This window comes from Paenibacillus darwinianus (assembly GCF_000598065.1).
In the GTDB taxonomy this organism is placed as follows: Bacteria; Bacillota; Bacilli; order Paenibacillales; family Paenibacillaceae; genus Paenibacillus_I; species Paenibacillus_I darwinianus.
The window spans coordinates 56,953-83,807 of record NZ_KK082171.1 but is presented as its reverse complement, the minus strand read 5'-3'; the positions used below and the strand labels follow the sequence as shown (position 1 = coordinate 83,807).

Genomic DNA, 26,855 nt, shown 5'->3' with positions numbered 1-26,855 from the left:
CTAGTTACATCAGCATCCGAATTAGGCTGATTGTTCGATGCTGACTCTGACTCCCAAAGATTCTATCCGTTTAATGGACTGCTTGATGATGATGTCCTTTCGACGCTGGTCGTAAAAATCGGAACCCAGTTCAACGTAGTCCTGTTTACGAACCAAGAGATAATAGATGATGGTTAAAATGGTATGCCCCACGGCAACCGCAGCACGATTGGCTCCTCTGCGAGCGGCAATCCGATGATACTGAGCAGAAAGATACGTGTTCCTGGTTCTCGCGGCGGACCGCGCCGCTTCGACTAAAGCGTGTCGAAGTTTCTTGTTCCCTTTTCGTGTTCGGCCGGACTTTCGTTTTCCGGCGCTTTCATTATTACCTGGAGCCATCCCTGCCCATGAACACAAATGAGCGGCGGAAGGGAACTGATTCTTCACATCGGCACCGATTTCTGCCAAAATTTGTTCAGCGGCTCGTCGACCCACACCGGGGATCGTATCCAATCGCTCCAGGTCCTCCTCAAAAGGGAGCATGCGGTTCCTGACTTCTTCATCCAATTTGGCGATTTGCTCGTCCAGAAAGTCAATATGCTGCAGTTGGGTTTCGAGCATCATCTTTTGATGGGGACCGATCAGGCCTTTTAATGCACGTTCCAAGTCGGCTTTCTTGCTCCTTAACCGTTTTTGGGCCAAGTCGGATAGTGCCTCAGGATCCTCAACCCCTTGAATCATCGCTTCGATCATTGCCCGACCCGAAACGCCCAGGGTGTCTGTCGCCACGGAAGAAAGCTTGATGTTGGCTCCTTCCAGCACCTTTTGGATGCGGTTGACTTCACGGGAGCGTTCGTCGATTAAACTTCGGCGATAGCGTACCAGTTCGCGCAACTCCCTCTGCTCTCGATTCGGAATAAAACTTCCTTGAAGAAGGCCATGCCGTAATAAGTTAGCAATCCATTCGGCATCTTTGACATCGGTTTTACGTCCTGGCACGGCCTTAATGTGCTGGGCATTCACAATCATCACATGCAGTTCCTCTAACTCCAACAGGTTGTATAAGGGTTTCCAATAAACGCCGGTGCTTTCCATCGCGACATGGGTACAACGATGACGCTTGATCCAGTCGGCCAGCTGCATCAGGTCATCGGTCATCGTGCCGAACGTCCGAATCTCCTTCCCATTCGGCGTGATGACGCAGGCTGTGACATTCTTCTTATGCACGTCAAGCCCGCAGCAACGTTGATACACCACTTGCATGTACGTACATCCTTTCTACGGCTGCTGTATTTCGAGGCTGGTGCAACAACCATATCGAGGCTAATCTACCCTGCGTGCTTCCGTTATACGGAGCGACAATCTGTGATGCACCTGGTCGTTGTGATCAGTCTACTCATCGGGTTCGCGACACCAAGGTAACACGACCTACCTTCGCCAGCCGTAAGAACATTATATCCTGTCACCAACCCCATTTTCATCATCTGATGGTGCCGCGGCAGCGGCATGGAGGTCTACTATGATATAGAGATTGGTGGAGAACCCGTTTTTATCACTAATATGAGTTCTGAGTACTATGATTGGCTGAACTCTGATACGGTGCTTTACGCCGTGGATGGCGGTGGGGGTAACTATAACCCACTTTCCGCATGAATAAATTTCCAAATTTTTATTACCAGAGCATCTAAATGTAGGAATCTACCCCGCCCGCGTCGAATGTATGGAGCAAGCATTGGCGAACGGGGGGATTTTTGTGCAATTAGAGGCCATGGTTTCCATAGCCGCTGGGCCAAGCCAGCTCATCGCACGATCGCTTCCTTTATCGCATTCGCCGCAACGAAAGCGCCGTCCGAAGACCGGATGCCCGAAGCAAAAAAAGCTTTCAATTCGAGCAGGCCCTGCGGCGTTAGTGCGTATTTCCCCGTGACGGAACGACTGACGGTCGATTCATGCATGCCAAGCCGGTCGGCGATGTCTTTCAGGCTGAGCGGGACCAGACCTCCTTTCCCGCAGCGCAGAAAGTCCGCTTGCGCGAAGGCGATCGCCTCGGTTACCCGCAGCAGCGTTCTCTCCCGGTCGCATAACGATTTGATGAGCGATTGCGCGGAAGCAAGCCGTTCCTCCACGTAGCGTTTTTCACCCTTGTCCACCGCCTCGGTCTTTATTATGCGCTGGTAATAGCTGTTAATGGTTAAGGCTTGGGACAGCCTTCCGTTCATGCGAACGGAGAACCGTCCCCCTTCCTCAACGGCGATGACGAGATCGGGTATGACATAATGAGGCTTCTCCTTCTGAAAACCGGCGCCCGGACGCGGTGACAGCTGCTTCAGCATACGGGCTGCTTCCCGGATCTCAGGCAATCCGGCATTCAGCCGTTTCGCGATGGCTGCGATTCGGCCGGCGGCCAGATCCTCCAGATGTCCGTCGGCAAGCCGGTAAACCAGCTCCCCTTCGCATCCGGCTTGACTCAATTGAATCAGTAAACATTCTCTTAAATTACGGGCACCTACCCCTGCCGGCTCCATGGCCTGCACATGGCGAAGCCCCTCCTCGACCACGCGGCCCTTCAGCTGCAGGTCGGCTGCCGCCCGGCCGATATCGAGATCAAGATAGCCGTTATCATCGAGATTTCCGATCACATATTTGGCGGCCTCATACACATCCGGAGCAATGCCCTGAAGGCAGTTAAGTTGACCCAACAGGTGCCGCTCCAGCGTATCCGGCATTCGTCTCGCAGCCGCAATCGGATCAAAGCCACCAACGGACCGCATGGAATCCCGCTGGGGAAGCAGCCGCTCCAAATCGGCTTCCAAAACGGGATTGTCGCCTATCTCCCGTTGCAGCAGGTCGGCCAGCTCCACATTCGAGCACTGGAGCATATGCAACCGCTGTTGCATGTTTGCCGTAACGGTCAGCTTCTGGGCTTGTGTCTGAACAAGCTTGTTGTACATCGAATCGATCCTTCCTTCTTCCCCTGTTATACTGTATGTTCATGCTGTCTACCCTCCCGCTTCAAGCACCTGCCCGACAGGTTATATTTGTCTGCGGAATTGATCCCTGAAGCCAAGCTCTTTGGAGATCATATCCGCGTATTTCATCGTATAACGGCTGTATTTTTCGATATTCTGCTCAGTGAACCGCATCGAGGGACCGGCGCAATTGAGCGAGCCGATCACCGTATTGTCATAGGAGAAAATCGGCGCGCCAATCCCGGTCGTGCCGCTCGTCGCCTCGCCGGAGGTGATCGCATACCTTTGCTGCCGGATGAGGTCCAGCTCCTGGTCGATGTACGCTCTTGTCATCGGCTTCAGCGAGGGAACCGCTGTCCAATCGACGTCCTTAAGCAAAGCCTCTCTCGACTTGCGGGGCAGGTAAGCAAGTATGACCCGATTGGAGGCGCCGATGAACAGCGGCAAGCGCAGCCCGATCGGCTCCGAGATTTTGAGGATATGGGGCGAATCGATACAATCGATGTAGACACCCTCCGCATTTTCCCGGGTAGCCAAATAGATCGTTTCCTTCGTCTTTCGGGACAGCTCCTCCATGAAGGGCCTGGCGACCGAGCGCAGCATCAGACTGTCCCACATCAAAAAACCGTATTTCATGACGGACAACCCAAGCTTATACTTCTTGGATTTCGCATCCTGTGACACGAATCCGTGCCGGGACAGGGAGCCCAGTATCCGGTGAGCGCTTTGCACCGGCATCCCCAGCTCTCTGCTGATCTCGGTTACGCTCATCTCCTTCTCGCTTCCCTGGGGAACGAGAAGGTCCAATATATGAATGGCTTTGGAAATGACACCCGACATGGCCCTCGCCGCCCTCCATGTTATATAAACTAACATGATTATAGCAGTAAGCCGGGGAACTGCATACCGGGTTTTCGTGCTGCTCATAAAAAACATAACGAAACCCCGGCTGCATCGCAATCGCTCCTTCAGCTTTGGCAGCCGCTTGCTTTCACGGAGCTGCTGCAGTAATTTTTTTTCGGAGACGGCGGCAGATCGATCGCCGGGCTTTGATTGAAGAAGCCTACCGGCTTCAGAGTGAATCCGATATAGGCCGCCGGCATGACCGGCCAATCTTCGGGACGCGGCACATGTGTGTGTCCCATCGTATACCACACGACGATGTCCTTGTTGACTACGGGACGGTCCTGTTCCACCCAGGCCGACAATCCGTCGCCGCCGATATTCTGGTTCGGGTATTTGCCGGATGCGTACATTTCGTTCTCGTTATAAGGCGTAACCCAGAGATGATGTTTAATGAAGCCCGCGCGCTTGATCAGACTGGAGCTGTCCGAGGCGAACGGGAAGCAGTTTTCTCCGGTCATGATCTTGTAGCCGACGGACTGCCCCAGATCGTTCTTCACGTTGTCGTTGACGAATTTCCAGTAACGGGCCGTTTCGAGCTTGATGTCGCGCACCGCCTCCGATTCCGTCGTCAATAGCGTGGATTGGGCGTAAAACGCATTTTCCCGCGGATTGCCTTCGCCAAGCTCCTCCGGAACGACGTTCACCTCATACACCGAGTTTTCATTGCCGTCGATCATCATATCCATCCGCACGTTAAAGAAATGCTGATGGTTGGGGGCATACAGGTCGGGGCCGATCATCGTGCCGTATTTTGGCGTTTCGCCCGGATGCAGCCCGGCAGTCGACAGAATACCGGTGAGCTTCACCTCAAACTGAATATTGCCGTCCTGATACAAGTACCAGAAGAACCCGTATTCATAGTTGGCTACCGTGGAGATCGAAGAAACGACGAGCCGACGAGAGCGTCTTACCTCCACGTCGTTGGTCCGCCAGTCGGTATGCTTCCAGAGGATGCCGTAGTCCTCCTCGTGCATACAAATCGCATTCGGTATGACGAACAGCTCCCCCTTGCTGTCGGACATGACGCCGTCGAAATATTTGATATAGCCCACGCAATCGCAGCCCAGCTCCAGGCTGTTGGCCAGCTGACCGATGCCGTATTCGCCGCTGTCGAATGCATTTTTCCGGTTCTGGATCGCACCGGGGTCGCCGTACGGTACAACCATCTCCGACAGCGCCGCACGGTACAGCACCGGACGCTCCCGCCCTTGATCCCGATAGGAGACGGTATGGAGCGTCAGACCTTCTCTTGCATTGAAGCCGATCCGGAATTTCCAGTTCTGCCATTCGATCTCATGGCCGTCGATCGAGAAGCTGGGACCTTCCGGCTGTATAATCTCAATCGGCTTGATGCCCGTCCGGAGCGGTCCGACGCGGTCCGGGGTGTAATTCGCCGGCTGCGAAGGGATTTTCGCATACTCGTATTCCTCGACCCGCAGCACCTGCATGGCGTTCAGATCCACGATCGGAACAAGCGGAAGCGGGCGGGCATAACCGTTATCCTTGTCATCGCTTCTAAGGAAGCACAGCGGTCGGGCCAGACGCAACGACGCATCCTCCTCCGTCCCCCAGTTGCCCGCCGACCACAAATCGACCATCACGAGACCCGAATCAGGAATTCCAAGACGCTCTAAGGCGTCTGTGAACAAGGAGCTGGACTTGACCGCAGCTTCGCATCCGATTTGCTCGTCGAGCATGATCGATGGCTGAACGCCCGGAACATGCTTCCACGAGACGACTTGAGCACTGCCGATCGAGACCACCGCTTCATATGCAGCATTACGCTCGTTATTCAATACGATGATCGCCGCTTCTCGCTCGAACGACTTCGTCCCGTCGAAGCGCTGCACAACCTCTTTACCCGGTTCTTTGAGCATAACGGATACGAAGCGGTCGGCCGCTGTCAACGCTTGCCCCTCCTTCAGTATTCGAATGGCGGAAACAATCTCTTCCCTGTTGAGCGGTTCGAGCGGATGAGTGCCAAGCGTAACGGACTGTTGTATCATCGCTTCTTCATCTCCTTACGGTTATGTTAGATTATATGACAATCCTAATCACGGAAATGATAAACACCTAGCCCGATTTCCCGAATAGTGGGAAAAGATCCGCTTTTATTTTTATTTTCCCGCTATTCAGGATACTTGAATATTTTTTATCGACTTTCTCACATAGCGATATAATGTTCTACAAGAAATGGCTTCCCTATGACATTATTCATGTTAAGAATGATGACATAAATCACAATGGAGGGATTGTCATGCTGCGAATCAACCGGTCCAAACGTTTGTTATCGATTCTCTGTCTTACAGCGCTAAGCTTGTCGGCTTTGCCCGCAACGGTATTTGCGGAGGGCGATGCGGTGCTGCCGGATACAGGTGACACGACCTGGCTGCTGGTATCGACCGTTCTGGTTATGTTTATGTTCATGCCGGGTTTGGCGCTGTTCTACGGCGGGCTGGTGAGCCAGCGCAACATTTTATCCACCATCATGCACAGTCTGAGCGCCTTTCTGATTGTAACCGTCGTTTGGGTGCTGTGGGGATACAGCCTCGCTTTCGGTCCGAACGAGGCCGGCGGCTTGATCGGGGGGCTTGCGTATGCCGGCTTTCGAGGCGTAGGACTGGAGGTAAAAGACGGCCTGACGATTCCGCATCTATTATTTGCGCTCTATCAAGGCATGTTCGCCGCCATTACAACGGCTCTCATTTCGGGAGGGGTGGCGGAGCGGATCCGTTTCTCCGTGTGGATCGTCTTTTCGGCGCTTTGGGTTACGCTCGTCTATGCCCCTATGGCCCACTGGGTATGGAACGGCGGCTGGCTCTCGAAGCTCGGCGGCCTTGACTTCGCCGGCGGCACGGTCGTACATATCCTCTCGGGCGTCAGTGCGCTGACGGCCGCCGTTGTAATAGGCAAACGGCGCACCTACCCTCATCAGACACAGCCCCCTCATAACCTGATTTTTTTTCTGATCGGCGGCATGTCGCTCTGGTTCGGATGGTTCGGGTTCAATGCCGGAAGCGCGCTTGCTTCTGGGGGACTCGCATCGCTGGCCGTCGGAACTACGCAGGTCGCCGCCTGTGCGGGCGGACTGATGTGGCTGCTCGTGGAAACGATACGCGGTAAAAAACCGACGATGGTCGGCGGGGTCACCGGCGTTATCGCCGGCCTTATCGCCATAACGCCGGCTGCGGGTTTTGTCACGATCCCATCCGCGCTTGTCATCGGCGGGCTCGCGAGCGTGTTCTGCTACTGGGGCTTGCATGTCCTTAAAGCTCGGCTGCAGTATGACGACTCGCTCGACGTATTCGGACTACACGGAATCGGAGGCATGTGGGGCGCGATTGCGACCGGTATTTTTGCGACGACTGGCGTCAATTCCGCCGGGGCGAACGGATTGCTCTACGGCAACCCGATGCAGGTGGTCACCCAAACGATCGATGTAGCCGTTGCCGTGCTGTTCGCCGCTTGCGGAACGTATGTTATTTTGAAGGTCATCGGACTGTTCACGCCGCTGCGGGTAACCGACGAGCAGGAATTGACGGGCCTCGACGTCAGCCTGCATGGAGAAGTCGCTTATCATACGGTTGAAACGATGGGGAACCAAACGGTGGCGGCCCACCATGCCCCGTCATCCGCAGGCGGTATGTCTGCACAGCCGGGCATCAAGAGCGTATAGAACGCCGCGCTCAGCTTGTTCAACAGCAGCATGACGGGATCAACTTAACCAGCCATCCAGCGATTTGCTGTATTTCATCAATCGGTTGCCTGGCCAGCGGGTTTTCCTTGATTCGCAGGACGGGCAGCAGCGGCGAGCGGTTCATAGGCGAATAAACCCGGCGCATCTCTGCGCTGACGCAGGCTGAGCCGGGTTTATTCCGTTGATATTTCGGATCGCACTTTGTCCGCGACTTTATTGCTTTTCCACCTGCAGCAAAGCAATCCGCTTCGATGTATAGGTATCGCTCAACACCTGGGCGGTAATCACGTTTAATTTCAGCATGCTTGCGATCTTGCCCGAGTCCGCCTTCGAGATCTGGCGCCACATGCCGGGATCGGACAGCGCCTCATAAAGCTTCCGGTCGTCATATTCCTTCCGCTCCTGGTGCATCAGCTTCACCCGGTACAACCCCGTTACGAATTCGGTCACCTGCCGTTGTTCGCAGTAGCCGATTATTTGATCCCGGAGCCGGTTCATCTCGTCTTCCAGAACGGCCTTCCGTTTTTTCAGCGTCGCATAACGTTTGACGACTTCGTGTTTATCCATCTCGTCCATTTCGCCCCGCTCCCCCTCCGACTCTTCTATTTGTATGTGAGGGCAGCGAAAAAAAGACGTGTCCCGCTTTGCGCGTGATACCTCTCCTTCCTGACGTTGTCCGCCTCATTGGCAATCAACAGCTTGTTTTCCCCATGAAAAATCCCCTCCGGTCGGCATCGTCCAAGTCCATCTTCCAGATGTCTTTTGACATTGTCTACCGCGAGGGGATATTGCCGGCCCAGCCGTCTCTTGCATTAATCAGCGAATAAACATAGTACGCTTGGCTACATCCCCCGTTCGCGTCTTCTTGCCACCCCCGACGCATAAGCCGCCTGGATGACCGCTTCCTTGACCCTGTCGGCCACATTCGGATTGAAAACACTCGGGATAATGTAATACTCGTTCAGCTCCGCTTCGCTGACGACCGAGGCGATCGCCTTGGCCGCCGCCAGCTTCATTTCCTCCGTCACCCTTGAAGCCCGGCAGTCAAGCACGCCCCGGAACAGTCCCGGAAAGCAAAGCACGTTGTTAATCTGATTCGGATAATCGGACCTGCCGGTTGCCATGACCCGGACGAGCCCCTCCGCTTCCTCCGGCGCAATCTCGGGCGTCGGATTGGCCATTGCGAAGACGATCGGGTCCTTGGCCATTTTGCGGATATCCGACGGCTTCAAAACGCCCGGACCGGATACGCCGATGAAAATATCCGCGCCGGCAATGACGTCGGACAGCGCCCCGGTCTCCATCTGCGGATTGGTGTGCTCCGCATACCACTGCCACGCCTCGTGGGCATAAGCCTGTCCGCGAACAAGCGCCCCGTCGCGATCCACGCCTACGATCCGCGTCGCGCCGGCCGAAAGTAAAATCTTCGTGCAGGCAATGCCGGCTGCGCCGATGCCGCAGAGCACGATTTTACAGTCCTCAAGCCGTTTGCCGGCCAGCTTGACCGCATTGTACAAACCGGCCAGCAGCACGACTGCCGTTCCGTGCTGGTCGTCATGAAAGACCGGTATGTCCAGCTCATCGATCAAGCGCTGCTCGATCTCGAAGCAGCGGGGCGAGGAGATATCCTCCAGATTGATCCCCCCGAACGCCGGTGCAATCCGTTTGATCGTGGCGATAATTTCTTCCGTATCCTGCGTGTCGAGACAAATCGGAAACGCGTCTACCCCCGCAAGCTGCTTGAACAGCATGGCTTTGCCTTCCATGACCGGCATCGCCGCCATCGGTCCGATATCGCCCAGCCCCAGCACCGCCGTGCCGTCGGATACGACGGCGATCGTATTGCGCTTGATCGTCAGCGTATGGGCGCTGGCCGGATCCTCATGGATCGCCATGCATACATTTGCCACTCCGGGCGTGTATACGCGAGATAGATCGTCGCGTGTTTTAATCGTCATTTTGGGCGTGACTTCGATTTTGCCGCCCAGATGCATCAGAAACGTCTGATCCGATATTTGCAGAACTTGAACGCCCGGCAGCTTGTTCAATATCCGGGTGACAAGATCCTTGCTGTTCGTTTCGGTAATATTAACGGTAATGTCCCGGATATCCGCATTCTTTCCCGTACCGCTTACATCGACCGCGACGATATCGCCGCCCGCTTCATCGATCGCCGTTGCGATCGTTCCGAACGAAACCTTCTCCCTGTCCATTTCAACACGCACGACAATATTGCTGCTCGCCGACTTCGGCATCGCCATCTTCATCACGCTCCATGTCTGTATGTTATCGCTTACACCGTGATGATGGGAAGCTTTCGTTCATATTGTTACTTATGGTCTTTTTGTTCGCGGACCCATTCATAGCGATTGATCGGACGTCCGACGCCTCCATAATGCACCGCCAGGCGCACGATTCCGCTTTTCTCCAAATAGTCCAAATACCTTCTGGCCGTCACTCTAGCGATCCCGACTCCCTCCGCCGTTTCCTCCGCCGAGAGCCTGCCGCCTTGCTGCCGGATGACGGAAAGGACCTGCTTAAGCGTTGCGGCGTTAAGCCCTTTGGGAAGATTGTCCGCCGAGACCGGCCACTCCCCGGCCATCGCATCCTGCCCTCCTGCCTCCCCGCTCTGCAGAATTTGGTCCAGCTCATCCTGCGTCACCGACTCCCCCAGCCGCAGCGCGGCATGCTGTGCGCGGTAGCGTTCCAGCGTTTGCCGGATCCGTTCCAGCTTGAAAGGCTTGATGATGTAATCGAACGCGCCGCTGCGCATCATCGTGCGAATCGTTTCGGTATCCTTCGCGGCGGTCACGACCACAGCATCGACAGGCAGCCCCATCGAACGGATGCGCCGAAGCGCGGCGATGCCGTCCAGCGAGGGCATAAAAATATCGAGCACAACCAAATCCGGTTTCAATTCCCCGATAAGCTTGAGACCCTCGGAGCCGTTGGACGCGGTGCCGACAACCCGAAACCCTTCCACCTCCTCCACAAAAAGCCGGTTGACCTCCTGGACCATCGGGTCATCCTCGATCAGAACCACCCGCAGCTCCGCTTTTTCCGTTCTGCTCATCGCCGTCTCCACCCCCTTTCATCGGGAATACAATTTCAATGGATGTGCCTAAGCCGATCGAGGAATCGCATTTCAGCACGCCATTGCCTTTCGCCACGATCTCATTCAACAAATAAAGGCCCATTCCCCGGCTTTCTCCGCTCTTGGTCGAATAACCCCGCTCCAGCATGCGCGCCTTCGTCTCCTCGTCCATGCCGCAGCCATTGTCTTCGATCAATATGCCCAGCAGCTCCTCGTCCTGCCTGATGCTGATATAAATTTCTTTCAGCGCCATATCCGATTCCGCCAGCGCGTCGAATGCATTTTCAATCAAGTTGCCTAGCAGCAGCACAAAATCATGCCGGTCAAGCAGTCCGGGAAACCGTTCGAGGCGGCTGTCCTTGTCGATTGTCAGCTCGATGCCGAGCTCCTTGCCGCGGCTTATTTTACCGAGGAGCAGGCCGGCAACGCCGTCATCGTGGAAATGACCCTGCAAAAAGCGGGTGATTTCCTCCTGCCGTTCGGCAATCGCAAACAAATAATCGAGCGCCTCCGTCAGTTTGCCAAGCTGCAGCAGTCCGGCGATCGTATGCATTTTGTTCATATGCTCATGATTCTGCGCCCGAAGCGCATGCACGAACTCCCGTACGCCGGTCAGCTCCTCGGCCATCCTGGTAAGGTCGGTCCGGTCCTGAAAAATGGCGATGGCCCCGACCGGAACGCCGTTCTCACGGATCGGAATCCGGTTGCTCCATATGACGGTTCCGCCTATGTTCAGCTCCTTGCCGAGTATCGCTTGTCCCGAATGCAGCACCTCCGGCAGACGGGTATTTGGAATAACCTCGCGAATCGGCAGTCCGTTCACATTGCGCTTTACCCCGAAAATCCGTTTGGCACGCTCGTTCATAATCGTAACGTTCTCATTCCGGTCGATCGCGATGACCCCCTCATGCATCGCCTGAAACGCCGCGGTGCGTTCCCGGAACATTCTGGCGATTTCGTGCGGCTCCAGATCGAACATCTGGCGCTTGATGTGACGGGCGAGCAGCGCCGAGCCGAAAATGCCGAAAATAAGAGACAGCAGGGAGGTTACCGCGATCGACCGTTTCTCGGCGCGGACCAGCTCGCCTACACCCGGCAGCAAACCGCCCGCCACGACGACGCCGATCTGCTCGCGGGATTTATTCATGACCGGGACGTAGGAACGCAGCCCGATGCCCGCCTCGCCGCGCACCTTCGAGACGTACATATGCTCGGCGAATGCCGGGTCGCCATCCGTCGAGTTGAACGTCGTCCCGATGCGCTCGGATAGCGGATGGGACAAACGCTTCCGGTCCATATCCAGCACGACGATATAAGCGACATCGTTCAGTATCCGGATGTTATCCGCCAGCGGCGCTATATGCGCAGCCGGATTCGGACTGCTGCTTATACTTTCAACCACGCTCGGCAGATTGGCGACCGTTTGCGCGGTGATGGTCAAACGCTGGCTGAGCTCCTTTTCCTGCAGCCGGGTCACGCTTCCGATCAGGACAATGCCGCCGATTACCAGGGAGAACAGAACGAGTCCGAACGAGAGCAGGATGATTTTCCAATAAATCCGTAGCCGGTGTAACGTGTCTCTTCCTCCTTTCGTGCGATTTACCTTTGCCTATCATTGTGAAATAATAAGCCTAAAATAGCAACCGGGGGAGAACGCATTTGAAATCTATCGCAGGAATCGGCATTTTTCTGGTGCTTGGCCTGCTCGTCGCTTATGTCGTCGGCTTTCAGCCCATTTTCGGCGAAAAGCTTCCGTATGACGACGAGCAGACCGGATTGAAGGACCGGATTGTGATCAAATTCAGTCATGTCGTAGCGGAGAATACGCCCAAAGGGCTGGCTGCGGCCCGCTTTGCGGCGCTGGTCAAGCAAAAATCGCGTGACCGGGTTGAAATCCAGGTGTTTCCGAACGGGATGCTTTACTCGGAAAACCGCGAGGTCGCCGCGCTGCGGCGGGGTGACATCCAAATGATAGCCCCTTCCTTCTCAAATATGAACGCGATAGACCCGGCTTGGTATGTCATGGACCTCCCCTTCGCCTTTCGCGATCAGCAGGATGTCAATGAAGCGCTGCGGGGGATACTCGGCAAGCGGCTGTTCGAAACGCTCGAGCCATATGGAATGAAAGGCGGCGCCTACTGGTCTAACGGGTTCAGACAGATGACGAACGATGTCCGGCCGCTGCGGACACCGGATGATTTTCGCGGATTGAAATTCCGCGTTCAGCCAAGCGAGGTGCTCGAGCGGCAGTTCAATTTGCTTGGAGCGAGTACGATCAGCACGCCGTTCAACGAGGTATATCGCAACCTGGAGGCCGGCGCCGTCGACGGGCAGGAAAATACGATCTCGAATATTCTCAGCAAGCGTCTCTATCAGTTTCAACGCTATATGACCATCAGCAATCACGGCTACCTCGGATATGTCGTCATTTTTAACGAGGAGTTCTGGAACGGCCTGCCCCCCGATGTGCAGCTGATTATCGAGCAAGCATTGCGGGAAACGACGGCCTGGAACAATCAGGCGGCCTTAAAGCAAGAGAAGGGCCTTCGCTTGCTGCGGGAACGCGCCAGGTTGGACATCATCACGTTGACGGATGAAGATAAAGCGCAGTGGAAGGACAAATTGAGTCCGATCTATAAGGAGTTTGCCGATACGATCGGGCCCGGCTTGCTGGAGGAAATCGATCGACCATAACGACCAAAAAGAACAATATGACCTTATTCTTGTTTTGAAACGAACTCTCTTTTACACTTGGGACAAATATAAAGCGTTTTCAAAAAATGAAAAGAGAGGCTGTGTCCCATGAAGTTCCGGATCAATTTCAGAAATTTAACCGTGCAGGTTATTATCGCCATTGTGCTCGGCATCCTGCTCGGCCACTTTTTCCCGGCTACGGGAGAAAAATTGAAGGTGCTCGGCGATGTGTTCCTCAAGCTGATTAAAATGGTTATTGCGCCGATCGTGTTTTTTACCGTGGTGCACGGCATCGCCAACATGGGCGACATGAAAAAAGTTGGCCGCATCGGCGGCAAGGCGCTCCTGTACTTTGAAATCGTTACCACGATCGCGCTTGCGATCGGTCTGGTCGTCGTCAACCTGATTAAGCCAGGGGCCGGCATCGTTGCGAGCAGCGCAACGGGCGACATCACCCAATATACGGAGAAGGCGGCCGAATCAAGCCACGGCTTCATAGGCTTTGTCGTTGGAATCGTGCCGGAGAACGTCGTTGCCGCCATGGCGGGCGGCGAGCTGCTGCCCATCCTGTTCTTTGCGATCCTGTTCGGCTTATCCTTGACGGCAATGGGCCAGAAAGCCAAGCCGGTCATCGATTTGTTCGACAAGCTCGGCCAAGCCTTTTTCGGCATCGTCAACATGATTATGAAGGTGTCCCCGATTGCGGCATTCGGAGCGATGTCATACACGATCGGCAAATTCGGCATTGAGTCGCTTACGTCCCTCGGCAAGCTGATGGGTTCCGTCTATATTACGATGGCGTTGTTTATCATCGTTGTGTTGGGACTGATCGCCAAAGCTTACGGTTTCAGCATATTCAAATTTATCGCCTATATTAAAGAGGAAATCATGCTGGTGCTGGGCACGTCCTCTTCCGAGTCCGCCCTGCCCCGCATGATGGAGAAGCTTGAGAAGTACGGCTGCTCCAAGCCGGTGGTTGGGCTAGTCATTCCGACCGGCTACTCGTTCAATTTGGACGGCACCGCGATCTACCTCTCGATGGCGGCGATGTTCGTCGCGCAGGCATCCGGCGTAGACTTGTCGATCTGGCAGCAGATTACGCTGCTCGGCGTATTGATGCTGACCTCCAAGGGTGCCGCGGGCGTCACGGGCTCCGGCTTCATCACGCTAGCCGCAACGCTGGCCGCCTTCCCTGCGATTCCATTGGCCGGCATGGCGCTGCTGCTCGGCGTCGACCGCTTCATGTCGGAAGCGCGCGCCATTACGAACCTGATCGGCAACGGCGTGGCGACCGTCATCGTTGCAAAGGCCGAGAATGAGTTCCATCCGGGCGGGCAGCCGGAAGCAGCCGCGGATGACATGCGTCCGGCAGCGAAACGTATAGCGAAGTCGGTGTAAAGCGAGCAAACAGGCCAGCCGGAGGTTTCCGGTCGGCCTGTTTTTTATTGAAGGTTTTCTTTGTTCCCCAAGCGCCCGCGATAGAGAAGCAGGCTGAATAAACCCACATTTTCGCTTGCAGCGGAAGTCCCGCCAAGGCGAGCAGGAATAGCTCCCGTTAATTTTGCCCAAATGTTCTCGTGGGACCCGTATGTGGGAAAAACTCCCGCTAACGTTGTGCAAAATGCCTCCTTTATCAGCAACTTGCCGAATTAGAGGGAGAAATTCTGTTAGATCCGACGCATACCTCTAATAAAGAAGATATCGGGAGCTTTTCCTGCTACTTGCTGCGGAATCCAAACAGACCAATGCCACACAGGCTCCTGACTTTGCGGCTATTCCGCCTTACGGTCCCGGATCGGGCAACCGGCCGCACGGCGCAGACGGCAATGCCCGGTAATCCTAGTCCCCGCCTTATATGCGTCAAGGCTGCCGAACGAGCCGGCAGCCTTTTTGCTGTTCGTTGTGGTAGAATACTCGTGGGTACAAGAAAGGCGGAGAAGCTATGGGATATTCGTTCATCATCGAGCCGGCCGCGTATATCGCCTTCGACAGCGAGGCCGAACAGCTCGCACAATGCAAGGAGTGGGGATTGCTTTCCGAGAAAGCTTCCAGAACAAAGACCTTTGTCTATAAGGGCAACGGCATGAATCTGACCTGCAGCATGATCGGCTACGTCGATAAAATGACTGCGGTCATCGCATTCGACAACGAGCAGCGGCACTGCATCCACCCCTCGTACCTGAAGGAGATGCAGGCGGCGAATTACGGCCAGAAGCTGTCGGCTTCAGTTGAACCATCGATAGAGACGGATAGCGAGAAGGCTCTTGGCGTTGAGTCCCGCAGCGCGGAACCGCAGACTGCGAAGCATGAGACGCCGCAAGCAGTTGAAGCCGTTCAACCTGTAGAGGCAGCGCGAGCACAGGCGGAAGCGGCTAAGGCAAATCAGCCTGCCAAGGCGAAAGCCAAAAAAGAAAAGACGTCCAAACCCCAGATGCCGGAAGAAAAAGTTCGTATGACGGCAACCGTAAAGGAATTTACGACGGTGCCGAACCATTTCTCGGATACGGAGGATGAAGTCGTCATCTACGAGGCCGTAGCGATTGAAGAGCCGCCAACCGAGATCGGAGCAGCATGGTCGAGCCACAGCGCCACGCTCAAGAAACTGGAACTGGAAGTCGGGGATACGATCCGGTTCGACGGGAAAATCGTAGCCAAGAAGCTCACGAAGCATCCCGTCCCTTACAAAATCAACAACCCGGCCAAAATCGAGGTCGACAAAACCTGATTTTACACCGTCGAGCGTTCGATCAGCCGATAGGCCAGCTCACGGTATTCAGGCTCGGCCTTTGTTTTCGTAATCAGATCGCGAGCGATGCTGAAGGCACCAGAAATTCGGCCACGGTAATCGCTCCAACTCCCGGCACGTTCCAGTGAGCCAGGACGTCTCTGGCCCCCCTGCCCGACGATGTCCGCTGGCAGCGGGAACGCCCTCATCGTCATGAGCGATGCTTAGCCGTCCCAGTTCTTGAAGACGCCGGCATACTCCGGGAAGAACCGGTCGAACCAATTGCCGATGCGACCTTTGTTCCACTGGCAGTGCGCGCCGACTTTCTGGACAGCTAAGGCCCATGGATTTCTCCATGGGCCGGTTCATCCCGTAGACGACACACGCCATCGGCTCAATGAACGCGCCCTGCTCTAATGACATCGTGTCGGGCAGCTTGACGATATTTCCGGCGGGGACGGCCACAAACTCGGCCATGCTGCCGTTAACGGTGTTGCCGATGGCACTCCAGTTCTCACACTGGTTCCCGCGATGGGTTCATCTTTCCACCCTCGATTTTTCATTTCATCATCCTTTTATCCCCGACATACTGATTCCTTTGACAATCTGGCGTTCAAAAATCAAGAAAAGTATCATTATCGGAATCGATGAGATCGTATTGATAACCATCGGTTTCACGTAATCTTCCGTATATTGGTCCATTAGCGTGGGAATGCCCATCGGCAGCGTGTACAGGTTATCGTCCGTAACGGATAGGAACGGCCAAAGGAAGTTGTTCCATGAGCCGATGAAGGTCAGAATGGCCATAGAGGCCAAGGCCGGCCGAACGAGCGGCAGCATGATGCTTCCGAATATCCGCCATATACCGCCGCCGTCGATTTGGACGCTCTCAATCAGATCGTTCGGTACGCCGTCAAAAAAGCTTTTGAGTATGATGATCGCAAACGGCGATGCCAGCACCGGAAAAATGAGTCCCTGATACGAATTCAGAATGTCCAGATCCTTCGCCACCTGATAAAGCGGGATCAAAATCGCTTCACCCGGAATCAGCAGCCCTGCCAGAATAAAAAAGAACATGAAGCTTTTGTACCTGAAATTGATTTTGGACATCGCATATCCGGCCATCGCAGCCATTAAGACGGTCAGAACCATAACGCAGACGGCTACAAAAAAGCTGTTCCAAACCCACTGCATCAGCTTCGTTTGCGTCATCACTTCTTGATAAACGGCAAACGAATAAGGCGGGGTAAACCAGTCGAGCAGCGTTGTGATTTTCATCCCTTCCACCTTAACCGACACAATAAGCATCCAGATCAAAGGGAAGATAAACAGCAGAGCGAGCAGCATGGAAAACAATCGAATGATCCACTTCATACCGTTAAGCCCCCTTCCGGTTATTCAGCCAATACTGAAACGCGGATAACACGAGAAGGATGACAAACAGCATATAAGACATGGCCGAAGCATAGCCGAGGTTGTTCTCCCGGAAGCCCGTCTGCCAGATATATTGGATAATAGGCCTTGTTTGATCCAATGGGCCCCCGCCTGTCATGATGTAAATTTGCAAAAAGACTTTAAACGAAGCAATAATCTGCAGCATCGTGATCGTTTTGGTTATCCCGCTAAGCATCGGCAGCGTAATGCGCCAGAAAATTTGCGAGTCGTTCGCACCGTCGAGCCGCGCCGCTTCATATACATCTTCGGGAATATCCTGCATCGCGGAAAGGTACAGAATGAAGTTAAAGCCGACCGTCCACCACAATGTCAGCAAGGTAACCGCAATCCATGCCAGGTTCGTTTCGTTCAGCCAAAAAATCTCCTTGTTATCGGGCAGCAGCCCGATGAGATGAAGCAGCGTATTTAATAAGCCGGTGTAAGGCTGAAAAATGAACAAACCCAGGAAGGAAGCTACCGCAACCGATAATATACTGGGCAGAAAAAAGACGCTCCGATAAAACTTTTGCAGCCTCGACCGCCGGTTTGCGATCAGAGCCAGCACAATGGCCAGCACGATCATGGCCGGCGTACTCAGGATAACGAACAGCAGCGAATGCCAGACTGCCGACCAGAACGCCGTATCCTGCAGCATTTGATTGTAATTATCGAGGCCGACGTATTTCATTTTTTTGATCAGCGTCCATTTGTAAAAGCTCATTTCCAAGCCTTTGATCATCGGCCAGATTGTAAACACAACATAGACTACCAGAAAGGGGAGCAGAAACAGCAGCGCCTGCGCATCTGCTCTCCATCGGTTCATTTGCACGCTCTTCACCTCTCCCCCGCTGCTTGGCGTTTCAGCTTGCAGTCGGGCTGCAAGCTGAAAGCCGAATCCTATCGCTGCTTTATTGGTCAATAACCTTTTGAATTTCCGGCTGCATCTTGGCGATGGCATCGGCCGGCGTCATTTTATTCGCCCATACTTCATTCAGATATTTCACAATGGCCAGGTCGCGAATTTGCCAGCTCTTCGTGGATGGATTACCGAATGCAACCGTGTCGGCAACGGCTACATAATCGCTCCGATATGGCATATCTTTAAACTCCTGCTTCTCGATGACTGCCGGTTTGGAAGGAATATGGCCGGCTTTGGCCCAAATCTGCCCGTTGTCGGCAACCCAGTTGGCAAAGGTCAGAGCAGCTTGCCGTTTGGCAGGATCTTCGTCCTTCGTCACCGGCAGAACGATCGTATGAGAGTCGCCCCATGTTGCTTCCTGGTCGAAAATTTTCGGGATCGGCATGGCGCCGAACTCGAGGCCTTTCGTCGACTCCCAGGTTCCGGTTGCCCAGACGCCGGTCATCGTGATGGCGCCCGCGCCGCTCTGAAACGTTTTATAAAAATCAGGATCGTTCTTTTTGATGAAGCCCTTGACGTACAGGTCTTGAATGTACCCCGCCGCTTTCGCAGCCTTGTCCGCATCGATCTCCGCCGATTTCTGGTCTTCAGAAATCACGTCGTTCCCGCCCTGCTGCTTGTACAGAGACCACCAGAGACGGTATGGATCTTGATCTTTGCTCTCAAACGCGAAAGGCGTTACGCTGCTTGGGAGCTTCTCCTTAAGGGTAGACAAGAACGTAGTAAAGCCATCAGCAGACTGCTCCAGAACCGGCTTTCCGTCTTCGCCGAGCAGTCCGGCGTCTCTTAACAGTTTTTTGTTGTAATACATGATCAAGGGATGCGTGTCGATCGGTACCGCATAATGCTTACCGTCCACAACGGTCGCATTCAGAAGATTCTCGTTGTAGGTGCCCCAATCCACGCCTGCCGCATCGGCAACGTCATCCAGCCCGGTTACATGGGAAATACCGATATCCGGGCCGTTCCCGTTCCCCACCGCGGTAATCAACTTCGTGTAGTACTCCGCCCATTCCAGCTTTGTATTTTTGATCTCGATATTCGGATGGGTTTTATTGAATTCGGCGATGAGAGCATCCATATTCTCACCATCGCCGCCGGAAAAGAGCGTCCAGTAGGACAGCGTGATTTTCTCTCCTGCTGCGGGCGCGCCGTTGTTTTCAGATCCTCCGTTTGCAGCCTCATTTGCTCCGCCGTTATTGCTGTTGCCGCCGCTGCATGCGCTGAGCATCATGGACAATACAAGTACTGCAGCTACCAAGAAACCAAATCTTCTTTTCATTTCAGATCTCCCCTTATTCCATGATTGGAAGCAGTCAAGTTTCTTCGATTAGAAATGATTGCTTTAAACGAGGTTCAATAAGCATCACCTCCTTGTCGATTGTACGATCAGCGATAACGGATCAACAGGTCGATTGGATAACGGCCGGCATTGCGCCCGTACAGCGCAAGTCCGCCTTCGTCCGCTTCAAGTTCCAAACGGAAGTTTCGGCTTCGGTCGAGCACGGCGGCCACGCGGCCCGGCACGGTGATTTTGCACAAATAACCGTAAGAACCCGCTTCATCCAGCTTGTTCGCCACCGGCTGATAGTGCCATGACAGCACGCCTCTACTGTCGGCCGGATCGTCAGGCAGCGATACCGATGCGATCCGCTCCCCATCGATCAGGACATTTACCTTCGACTCATGCAGCTCGTCGTCAGTCATGTAATAGGTGTTCGGATTATGCTCTACGTTCGCCGCAGCGCCGTGCATATAATGAACGCCCATCGCTTGCTCCTTTACACCCTCCACGTTTCGGGTCAATACGCGCTTGGCGCTCGCTTCGAACAGGATTTCGATGTCCCCGATGAATTCCTGCACCGATTGGTCCGGGAGCTTAACGTCATACACGAATTTCCCGTGCCCGGCGCCGTTCACTTTCGCCCCTTGAATCGCTTCCCATTGGTGAGAGAAGGAATTTCCGGCAAAGCTGCCGACAGGGATGCCAACGAAAGCTCCTTCGGCATCGTACACGCCACTCTCTTCGCCCCCGCGCACATCGAACGTAATGAAATTTCTCGTAACGGTTTCCCCTGCTTCGTTCAACAAACGGATCGCCAGCACGGCGACGGCATCCTGCTTGGGCATGCCGACCGTGAGCGGCGCTATGGCTGCCACGCCGTAGCCGTCCCAAGCGGCGTCGGCGATTCCGCGATCGGCTACAGTGCGTGTGCCGAGATTGTCGTAATGCAGCTCCCATGAGACCTTGAGCGTATGACCGTGATACCGGTCCGAGAAGCTTGAACGCAGCAGCGGCACGGTTACGTTCTCTCCCGCTTCCACCGTTTGGGACGGCGGCGCGTCGATGACAAGGAAGTCCGGTGAATGCAGATCGGCCAATGTCATGCCCGGCACGAAAGCTTCATATCCGAAATGCTTGTCGGAGCCATCCAGCCGGTAATAGCCGTTGAACTCATTGGTAACGTCGCGGAATTCGGTGAACACGAAGCCGCACATTTTGTCGTGCCGCCGGAATTCGTTCATCATATAGCGGTAATGCCATGCGAGGTCGCTGTCGCCAGCGCCGTGATCGATACCCCATACGTTGCCGCATTCACTGTTCATAAGCGGAGCATCCGTTTGTACATTGCCTCCGATGTAATTGAAGTCGGAGCCGGGGAACGTTTTCTCCACCACTTCACTCACATGCGCACGAACCTGGTCATAGCCGTTGATATAGAAATGCCACGTATTAATGTCGGTCTCGACATGGTCCCCGTTGCACGGCGAGTTGTCTTCCACGATTCTTGACGGGTCGATCCGCTTCGCCCAGCGGTACATGTCCCGCACCCATTGCTGGGTTTCGGGCAGAAAGCCGTCGCGCTTGGTGATATCGCTCGCCAGCCCCGGCGTCATATCGCCCGACATCAGGCCCCAGGTCTCATTAAACATCACCCATGAGAAGATGGACGGATGATTGTAGTCCCGGTCGATGACTTCCCGCGCTTCATGCTCATATGCAGCGCGTGCAATTTCGTCCGGACGTCCCCAGAAACAGGGCATGTCCTCCATCACCAGAATGCCGAGCTTGTCGGCCCAGTACAGCTTGCGCGGCTCTTCCGGTTTGATGTGAATGCGGACGAAGTTAAGTCCAAGCCGCTTCATGAGGAAGATTTCATCTCTCATTTCATCATCGGACGGATAGGTGAAGTAGCCGGTCGGATGAAACGACTGGTCCAGCGTACCGTTCAGATACACAGGTTTACCGTTGAGCGTAATCCACCGGTAGCCTCTGCCGCCGAACCTCGACGTACCGATCTCGCGAATGCCGAAATAGGTGCTGACGGTATCCAAGCCGAAATCGCCCGACAACCTTATTTCTCCTTCGTATAAATACGGCGTTTCCGGACTCCATAGCTGTGGATCGTTGACCGTAAACGACGCGGTAATCTTGTTCTCGCCTGCGGAAACCGTCAGCTGCTGCGTATGCGTTACCGCGCCTTCCGCGAACCTGAGCGTCAATTCCGCAGGGCCGGCTTTGTGTGCTTGCACGGCAACCGTCAAATCGACTCGCCCGTCGAGGGATGTCACAAACTTGGCATCCCGCACATAAGCTTGCGGCCGCGCTTCCAACCAAACCGGCTGCCAGATTCCCCGGATTTCGCCGTAGCCCTGTTTGCCGCGCGTTTGGTAGTCGTTGTCGTGATCCTCCGCACGCACGACGATCGTATTGTCTCCGTCCGGCTTCCATGTGTCCGTTATATCAAACTCGAATGTTCCGTATCCGCCTTTATGGAAACCGGCATGTGCGCCATTGACCCAGACATCGCAGGAATAGTCGACGGCGCCGAAACGCAGGAAAATGCGCGAACCGGCTTCGGACGGCTTCCAGTTCAGCGTACGACGATACCAGCCGATCCCTTTCACGTCCTTACCGATGCCGGACAAGGGACTTGTCCAGGAGAACGGAACCGTAATCGCTTGATCGTAAGCGGTTTCATCTATCGTCTGCCAACAATGACCGATACCTTCGTTGTTTGGATCGAATCGAAACGACCATACACCGTTCAGATTGAGCCATTCGCTCCTCTGCCAATCCGGACGGGGATATTCCGGTCGCGGCATCGTTGCAGTCCCGGATGTCATAGCTTCTGTAACCATTACGAGCACTACCTTTCATTTATGATTTCGACATCATCTTAACATATGTATTATGTTTACGCAATGTATATTATAAATTTACAATATCAATAATTTATAGTAAACTAAATTCACTTGACCTCCTTTGAGAAAGGAATCCTGCAATGACTGATATCAATCGACAGGACACCATCCGTTATCCCGCCTCCCGTATTCTCGATGTGGCGAAAGCGCTCTCCGGCGACGTTCGTGTCCGCATACTTGAAGCGCTGGGCAACCAGCCGATGAGCATTAATCAGCTCGCCGAGGCGCTTGGCGTTGCCCAGCCGACCATCTCCATCAATGTGCAGACGCTGGAGCAGGCCGAGCTCGTCGTATCCACGCAGGGCGCGAATCGGGAGAAAATCTGCTCCGTCACCTGCCGCTCGATATTGCTTGAGCTGCCTGCAAAGCCTGGCGAAGGGTTACACCAGATTGAAGAAATACACATGCCGATCGGCATGTACTCACAATGTTCGATCCGGCCGCCTTGCGGCATGATCAATCGGGACGGCATGCTCATCGGATCCCAGGACGATCCTCGCGTATTCTATATGCCTGAGCGGACAGAGGCCGCCCTCTTATGGTTTGCCGAAGCCGGTTACGTGGAATATTATTTTGCCAACCCGCTTCCGCCGGGCGTTAAGCTGGAGGAGCTTCGCATACGGGCAGAGCTTTGCTCCGAGGCTGTCGCTTTCCGGGAAGACTGGCCTTCCGATATATCGCTCACCATTAACGATAAGCCCATCGGCACCTGGACCAGCCCTGCCGACTTTGGAGACCGCAAGGGAAAACTAACGCCCGAGCGATGGAAAGGCGGCACTGAATACGGAATGCTTACCGAATGGCATGTTACCCGAGAAGGCAGCCGTGTGAATGATCGATTGTCCGCGCCGACAACAATCGATGCCCTTGATCTGGCGTTCAACAAGCCGATCCGCGTCCGCTTCGAGGTTCGTGAGGATGCGGTGAATAAACGAGGCCTCAATCTGTTCGGCAGCAGCTTCGGCGACCATCCGCAGGATATCGTATTGTCTTTCATTCGCAGCACCACGGAATAGGAGCATCATAGCTCGATGATCGGCAAAAAGAGCCCGGGAACCCGCTTTACAGGTTCCCGGGCTTGTTGGTCATTAAACACTGATTCTCTAATTGTTATTTCACGATAGCCGCTCGATCCTTGCCTTTGTCGGATTCTCCCGCGTTGCGGTTGGCGGCCGCACGATCCTGCCGCATTTCCTCTATCGATTTCACCTTGATGCGCGCCGCGCCTTCATAATTGCGTGTCGGAATCAAGTGGCCCTCCGACAGCCGCGCTTTCGCGGCGGCGATGGCCGGACCGTATTGCGGCAGCCATTGTTCCTGCGCCACCAGCATCTCATCGACCATCTGACCTATCTCTTTCGGGTTGCATACCGCTCCGACAAGCGGATCCATCATGAACGCCTGACGGAGCAGCTTGTCATCTCCGGTTACCGCCGCCTCGACAGCCAGGCGCTGCACGGAAATACTGACATTGCACACCGCAGCCGGACCGAGCGGAAGCGCTCCGACATGCGGCATGGAGATGCCGTTCCCGTCCGCATAACCCGGCGCTTCAATAATCGCATCGTCCGGCAGATTGGAAATGATCCCGTTGTTCACGACATTGAAATGCCCGCGGTAGACGCGTCCCGTTTCCAGGCCTTCGACGATATAGGAGCCATGCTTCTGTCCCCGATTCTCCTGCGCGTAAACCAGTGCAGGGTCTTTCATCCAATTCGGAAAATCGGTTTCGAACCAGCTTCGCCCTTCCGTGCATACGCGCAGATAACCGCCCGTTTCCCCGTTAATCCATGACCCTAGATCGATCCATTCCATAATCTCATTCGGGCGTTTGCGGTACCACGGCACGTATTCGCTGAGATGACCGTTCGATTCCGTGCTGTAATAACCGAAACGGCGCAGCATATCGATCCTGACCTTCTCCGTGCGGCTGAATTCCGGATGCTGCTCGAATGCCTCCAGCAATCCTTCGGTCAGGTCTTTCCCATTGCTGCGGATTTGTATATACCAGGTCTGATGGTTGATGCCTGCGCATATAATATCGACCTCTTCCTGATTCAAACCGTAGACATCGGCAATTTGCCGATGTCCGTGCTGCACGCCGTGGCACAGCCCGATCGTCCGCACACCGCCGTACTTGCTGCATGCCCATGTCAGCATCGCCATCGGGTTCGCATAATTGAGCAGCAGCGCGTCCTCGGCCGCGACCTCGCGGATATCTTTGCATATTTCAAGCATGACGGCGATTCCGCGTTGACCGTACATGATGCCCCCGGCGCATAACGTATCGCCGACGCATTGATCGACGCCATACTTCAGCGGGATGTCGACATCGGTTGCGAATGCCTCAAGTCCGCCGACGCGAAACGTGCAAATGACGTATTTGGCCCCTTTCAACGCCTCGCGCCGGTCGGTCGTTGCGTGAATGCGAACGGGCAGCCCATTTTCCTCAATATCGCGTTGGCACAGCTGGGCAACCATATCGAGATTATGCCGATTGATGTCGGTAAACGAAATGTCGATATCGCGAAACGCGGGCACGGACAAAAGATCCCGCAGCAGCCCCCTCGTGAAACCAATACTGCCGGCGCCGATAAAAGCGGTTTTAAAAGACATCTGAAAACCCTCCGCTTCATGATAGTTTCATTGGTCATGCACTGGTCACGACAATCAAGGCATTTCGCATTCCCGCTAGCCCTTGACCGATCCCGCCGTGAGGCCCGCCACTAGGAAGCGCTGCAAGTAAGCGAACGAAAGGGCGATAGGCATGACCGAGAGAACAGACGCTGCCATCAGACTGCCCCAGTCTGTGGTAAACAGACCGCGCAGCAGCGACAGGCCAGGAGTAAGCGTTCGGAATTCGTCCTTGTTGATAAACGTAAACGCGAACAAAAATTCATTCCAGGCACCGACAAAAGCAAAAAGCGAGGTCGCGATAATGCTTGGAAGCGACAGCGGTATAATCATCCGGATCACGATGCCGAGACGGCTGCAGCCGTCAATCATCGCCGACTCCTCCATCTCGTAGGGAATGGAGTCGAAGAAGCCTTTCAGCATCATCACGCACATCGGCAGCATAAACGTGGTGTATGCGATAATGAGCGAGTAAAACGTGTCCAGCAGCTGCGTTTTCATCATAAATACATACAATGGCAGCACGAGCAAAACACTGGGAATCAACTGCGTCATCATCATGCCCGTGGAGACGTAACGCACTCCCCGCACCCGAGTCAGCCTGCTGAGCGCATATGCGGAGAAAATGGAGAGCAGGATTGCAAGCACAGTCGTAATGGCGGCCACCTTCAAACTGTTCACAAAGTACAAAGGAAACTTCGACAATGCCAAAATATTGTAATAGTGCTCGGCCGTGGGGTTCGACGTGAAAAAGCTCGGCGAAGCGCTGCGTACCTCTTCCGGCGGTTTAATGGAGGTGGAAACCATCCACAGAAACGGGAACAAAGTATAAACGGCGAAAACCAGCAAAACCGCGTAGGTCAGTACCTTGATCCAAATCTGATATTTTTTTTCGATGAGCAAAGCTTCCTCACCTCCCATTCCTGTGCGTACGGTTATACATGAAATAAGCGAACGCGCAGACGATCATCAGGCCCATCATCATAGAGGACAACGCCGATGCCCCGCCGTAATTGTATTCCTTCATCGCCATGCGATAAATCAGGACCGGCAGTGTCTCCGAGGAATGCAGAGGCCCGCCCTGCGTCATAATCCAGATAAAATCGAAATTGATGCTCGTCCAGATGATATGAAGGACGATAATCGTGAAATAGTCCACCAAATCCCCTTTCTGGTTGAACAGATAAATACCCAGAATATCGTTAATTTTGCTGAAGTTATATAGGGACGCGAAGAATCGCCGGATGTCCTGCGAAACCTCGTAGTCGTCCGTATTGACGGCCTGAATCCCGCTTCCGTTTTGAAGCGCTTTCAACAATTTGGTGTTGTAATAGATGTTGTAAACCCCGTTGTTTAAATTAAGAAAATAATCTTCCACTTTTTCTTGTATATCCACGGCTGTACGGTTGGTCGAAACGGATACTTCCGTATGAATGGTTTGCGTTATCATAAATAAAAGAATGGCCGATATAATGCCTACCGGTATCAACGACGTAATCAACATGGCGATGAACACTTTGGTCTGGATTTTTTTAAATCGCATCGATCGTCATCATTCCCAACACCCCAGTTCACAGATACAAAGATTATGACATGAT

At 54.3% G+C, this 26,855-nt stretch carries 20 protein-coding genes; 5 read left to right on the top strand and 15 right to left on the bottom strand.

The window, feature by feature from the left end; all coding sequences use genetic code 11:
* Window positions 1-21: 21 nt before the first annotated feature.
* The 4 genes from BG52_RS10040 to BG52_RS10025 all read right to left on the bottom strand — a co-directional run bounded on the left by BG52_RS10040 (window position 22) and on the right by BG52_RS10025 (window position 5,860).
* Window positions 22-1,242, bottom strand: a complete 1,221-nt coding sequence (locus BG52_RS10040; RefSeq protein WP_036667191.1) for an IS110 family RNA-guided transposase — start codon at window positions 1,240-1,242, stop codon at window positions 22-24.
* A 536-nt stretch (window positions 1,243-1,778) separates the two neighbouring features.
* Window positions 1,779-2,930 (bottom strand): RNA polymerase factor sigma-54, encoded by a 1,152-nt coding sequence (rpoN, locus tag BG52_RS10035; protein ID WP_036667190.1) that lies wholly within the window; start codon window positions 2,928-2,930, stop codon window positions 1,779-1,781.
* Between the two features lie 81 nt (window positions 2,931-3,011).
* Entirely contained in the window at window positions 3,012-3,788 is a 777-nt protein-coding gene (locus BG52_RS10030) for an IclR family transcriptional regulator (RefSeq protein ID WP_036584411.1), read from the bottom strand.
* Between the two features lie 128 nt (window positions 3,789-3,916).
* On the bottom strand, window positions 3,917-5,860 hold the full coding sequence (locus BG52_RS10025) for a primary-amine oxidase (protein WP_036584415.1): 1,944 nt from the start codon (window positions 5,858-5,860) through the stop codon (window positions 3,917-3,919).
* Between the two features lie 251 nt (window positions 5,861-6,111).
* Between BG52_RS10025 and BG52_RS10020 the strand changes: the two genes are divergently transcribed.
* Window positions 6,112-7,530 (top strand): ammonium transporter, encoded by a 1,419-nt coding sequence (locus BG52_RS10020; RefSeq protein WP_036584417.1) that lies wholly within the window; start codon window positions 6,112-6,114, stop codon window positions 7,528-7,530.
* Between the two features lie 234 nt (window positions 7,531-7,764).
* Here BG52_RS10020 and BG52_RS10015 read toward each other — a convergent pair whose 3' ends face one another.
* The 4 genes from BG52_RS10015 to BG52_RS10000 form a co-directional block, all read right to left on the bottom strand.
* On the bottom strand, window positions 7,765-8,127 hold the full coding sequence (locus BG52_RS10015) for a hypothetical protein (protein WP_223298978.1): 363 nt from the start codon (window positions 8,125-8,127) through the stop codon (window positions 7,765-7,767).
* A 266-nt stretch (window positions 8,128-8,393) separates the two neighbouring features.
* Complete coding sequence (locus BG52_RS10010) at window positions 8,394-9,812, bottom strand: NAD-dependent malic enzyme (protein ID WP_036584420.1); 1,419 nt, start codon at window positions 9,810-9,812, stop codon at window positions 8,394-8,396.
* Between the two features lie 68 nt (window positions 9,813-9,880).
* Window positions 9,881-10,624: a response regulator gene (locus BG52_RS10005; protein ID WP_036584422.1), complete on the bottom strand. Its 744-nt coding sequence runs from the start codon at window positions 10,622-10,624 to the stop codon at window positions 9,881-9,883.
* On the bottom strand, window positions 10,575-12,203 hold the full coding sequence (locus BG52_RS10000; protein ID WP_449578415.1) for an ATP-binding protein: 1,629 nt from the start codon (window positions 12,201-12,203) through the stop codon (window positions 10,575-10,577). The genes BG52_RS10005 and BG52_RS10000 overlap by 50 nt, the downstream gene beginning before the upstream one ends.
* Before the next feature lie 101 nt (window positions 12,204-12,304).
* On the opposite strand from BG52_RS10000, the gene BG52_RS09995 reads away from it, so the two are divergent.
* The 3 genes from BG52_RS09995 to BG52_RS09985 all read left to right on the top strand — a co-directional run bounded on the left by BG52_RS09995 (window position 12,305) and on the right by BG52_RS09985 (window position 16,064).
* Window positions 12,305-13,339 (top strand): DctP family TRAP transporter solute-binding subunit, encoded by a 1,035-nt coding sequence (locus tag BG52_RS09995; protein ID WP_036584424.1) that lies wholly within the window; start codon window positions 12,305-12,307, stop codon window positions 13,337-13,339.
* Window positions 13,340-13,447: 108 nt separating this feature from the next.
* Window positions 13,448-14,737: a dicarboxylate/amino acid:cation symporter gene (locus BG52_RS09990; RefSeq protein WP_036584427.1), complete on the top strand. Its 1,290-nt coding sequence runs from the start codon at window positions 13,448-13,450 to the stop codon at window positions 14,735-14,737.
* A gap of 544 nt (window positions 14,738-15,281) precedes the next feature.
* Window positions 15,282-16,064, top strand: coding sequence for a hypothetical protein (locus BG52_RS09985; RefSeq protein ID WP_036584430.1), 783 nt, complete (start codon window positions 15,282-15,284; stop codon window positions 16,062-16,064).
* A 567-nt stretch (window positions 16,065-16,631) separates the two neighbouring features.
* On the opposite strand, the gene BG52_RS09975 is transcribed toward BG52_RS09985, so the two are convergent.
* From BG52_RS09975 to BG52_RS09960, 4 genes are all read right to left on the bottom strand, one after another.
* The gene (locus BG52_RS09975; RefSeq protein WP_036584434.1) at window positions 16,632-17,438 is read right to left on the bottom strand and encodes a carbohydrate ABC transporter permease; all 807 of its coding nucleotides are present in this window, start codon (window positions 17,436-17,438) and stop codon (window positions 16,632-16,634) included.
* 4 nt (window positions 17,439-17,442) lie between these two features.
* Window positions 17,443-18,321, bottom strand: a complete 879-nt coding sequence (locus BG52_RS09970; protein ID WP_036584552.1) for a carbohydrate ABC transporter permease — start codon at window positions 18,319-18,321, stop codon at window positions 17,443-17,445.
* An 85-nt stretch (window positions 18,322-18,406) separates the two neighbouring features.
* Window positions 18,407-19,699 (bottom strand): extracellular solute-binding protein, encoded by a 1,293-nt coding sequence (locus BG52_RS09965; RefSeq protein WP_036584436.1) that lies wholly within the window; start codon window positions 19,697-19,699, stop codon window positions 18,407-18,409.
* Between the two features lie 107 nt (window positions 19,700-19,806).
* On the bottom strand, window positions 19,807-22,524 hold the full coding sequence (locus BG52_RS09960; protein WP_223298977.1) for a glycoside hydrolase family 2 protein: 2,718 nt from the start codon (window positions 22,522-22,524) through the stop codon (window positions 19,807-19,809).
* 179 nt (window positions 22,525-22,703) lie between these two features.
* On the opposite strand from BG52_RS09960, the gene BG52_RS09955 reads away from it, so the two are divergent.
* Window positions 22,704-23,639: an ArsR/SmtB family transcription factor gene (locus BG52_RS09955; RefSeq protein WP_036584439.1), complete on the top strand. Its 936-nt coding sequence runs from the start codon at window positions 22,704-22,706 to the stop codon at window positions 23,637-23,639.
* A gap of 94 nt (window positions 23,640-23,733) precedes the next feature.
* On the opposite strand, the gene melA is transcribed toward BG52_RS09955, so the two are convergent.
* The 3 genes from melA to BG52_RS16105 all read right to left on the bottom strand — a co-directional run bounded on the left by melA (window position 23,734) and on the right by BG52_RS16105 (window position 26,800).
* Window positions 23,734-25,239: an alpha-glucosidase/alpha-galactosidase gene (gene melA / locus BG52_RS09950; protein WP_036584441.1), complete on the bottom strand. Its 1,506-nt coding sequence runs from the start codon at window positions 25,237-25,239 to the stop codon at window positions 23,734-23,736.
* Between the two features lie 75 nt (window positions 25,240-25,314).
* Window positions 25,315-26,160 (bottom strand): carbohydrate ABC transporter permease, encoded by an 846-nt coding sequence (locus BG52_RS09945; RefSeq protein WP_036584443.1) that lies wholly within the window; start codon window positions 26,158-26,160, stop codon window positions 25,315-25,317.
* A gap of 7 nt (window positions 26,161-26,167) precedes the next feature.
* Entirely contained in the window at window positions 26,168-26,800 is a 633-nt protein-coding gene (locus BG52_RS16105; RefSeq protein ID WP_051588143.1) for a sugar ABC transporter permease, read from the bottom strand.
* Window positions 26,801-26,855: the final 55 nt, after the last annotated feature.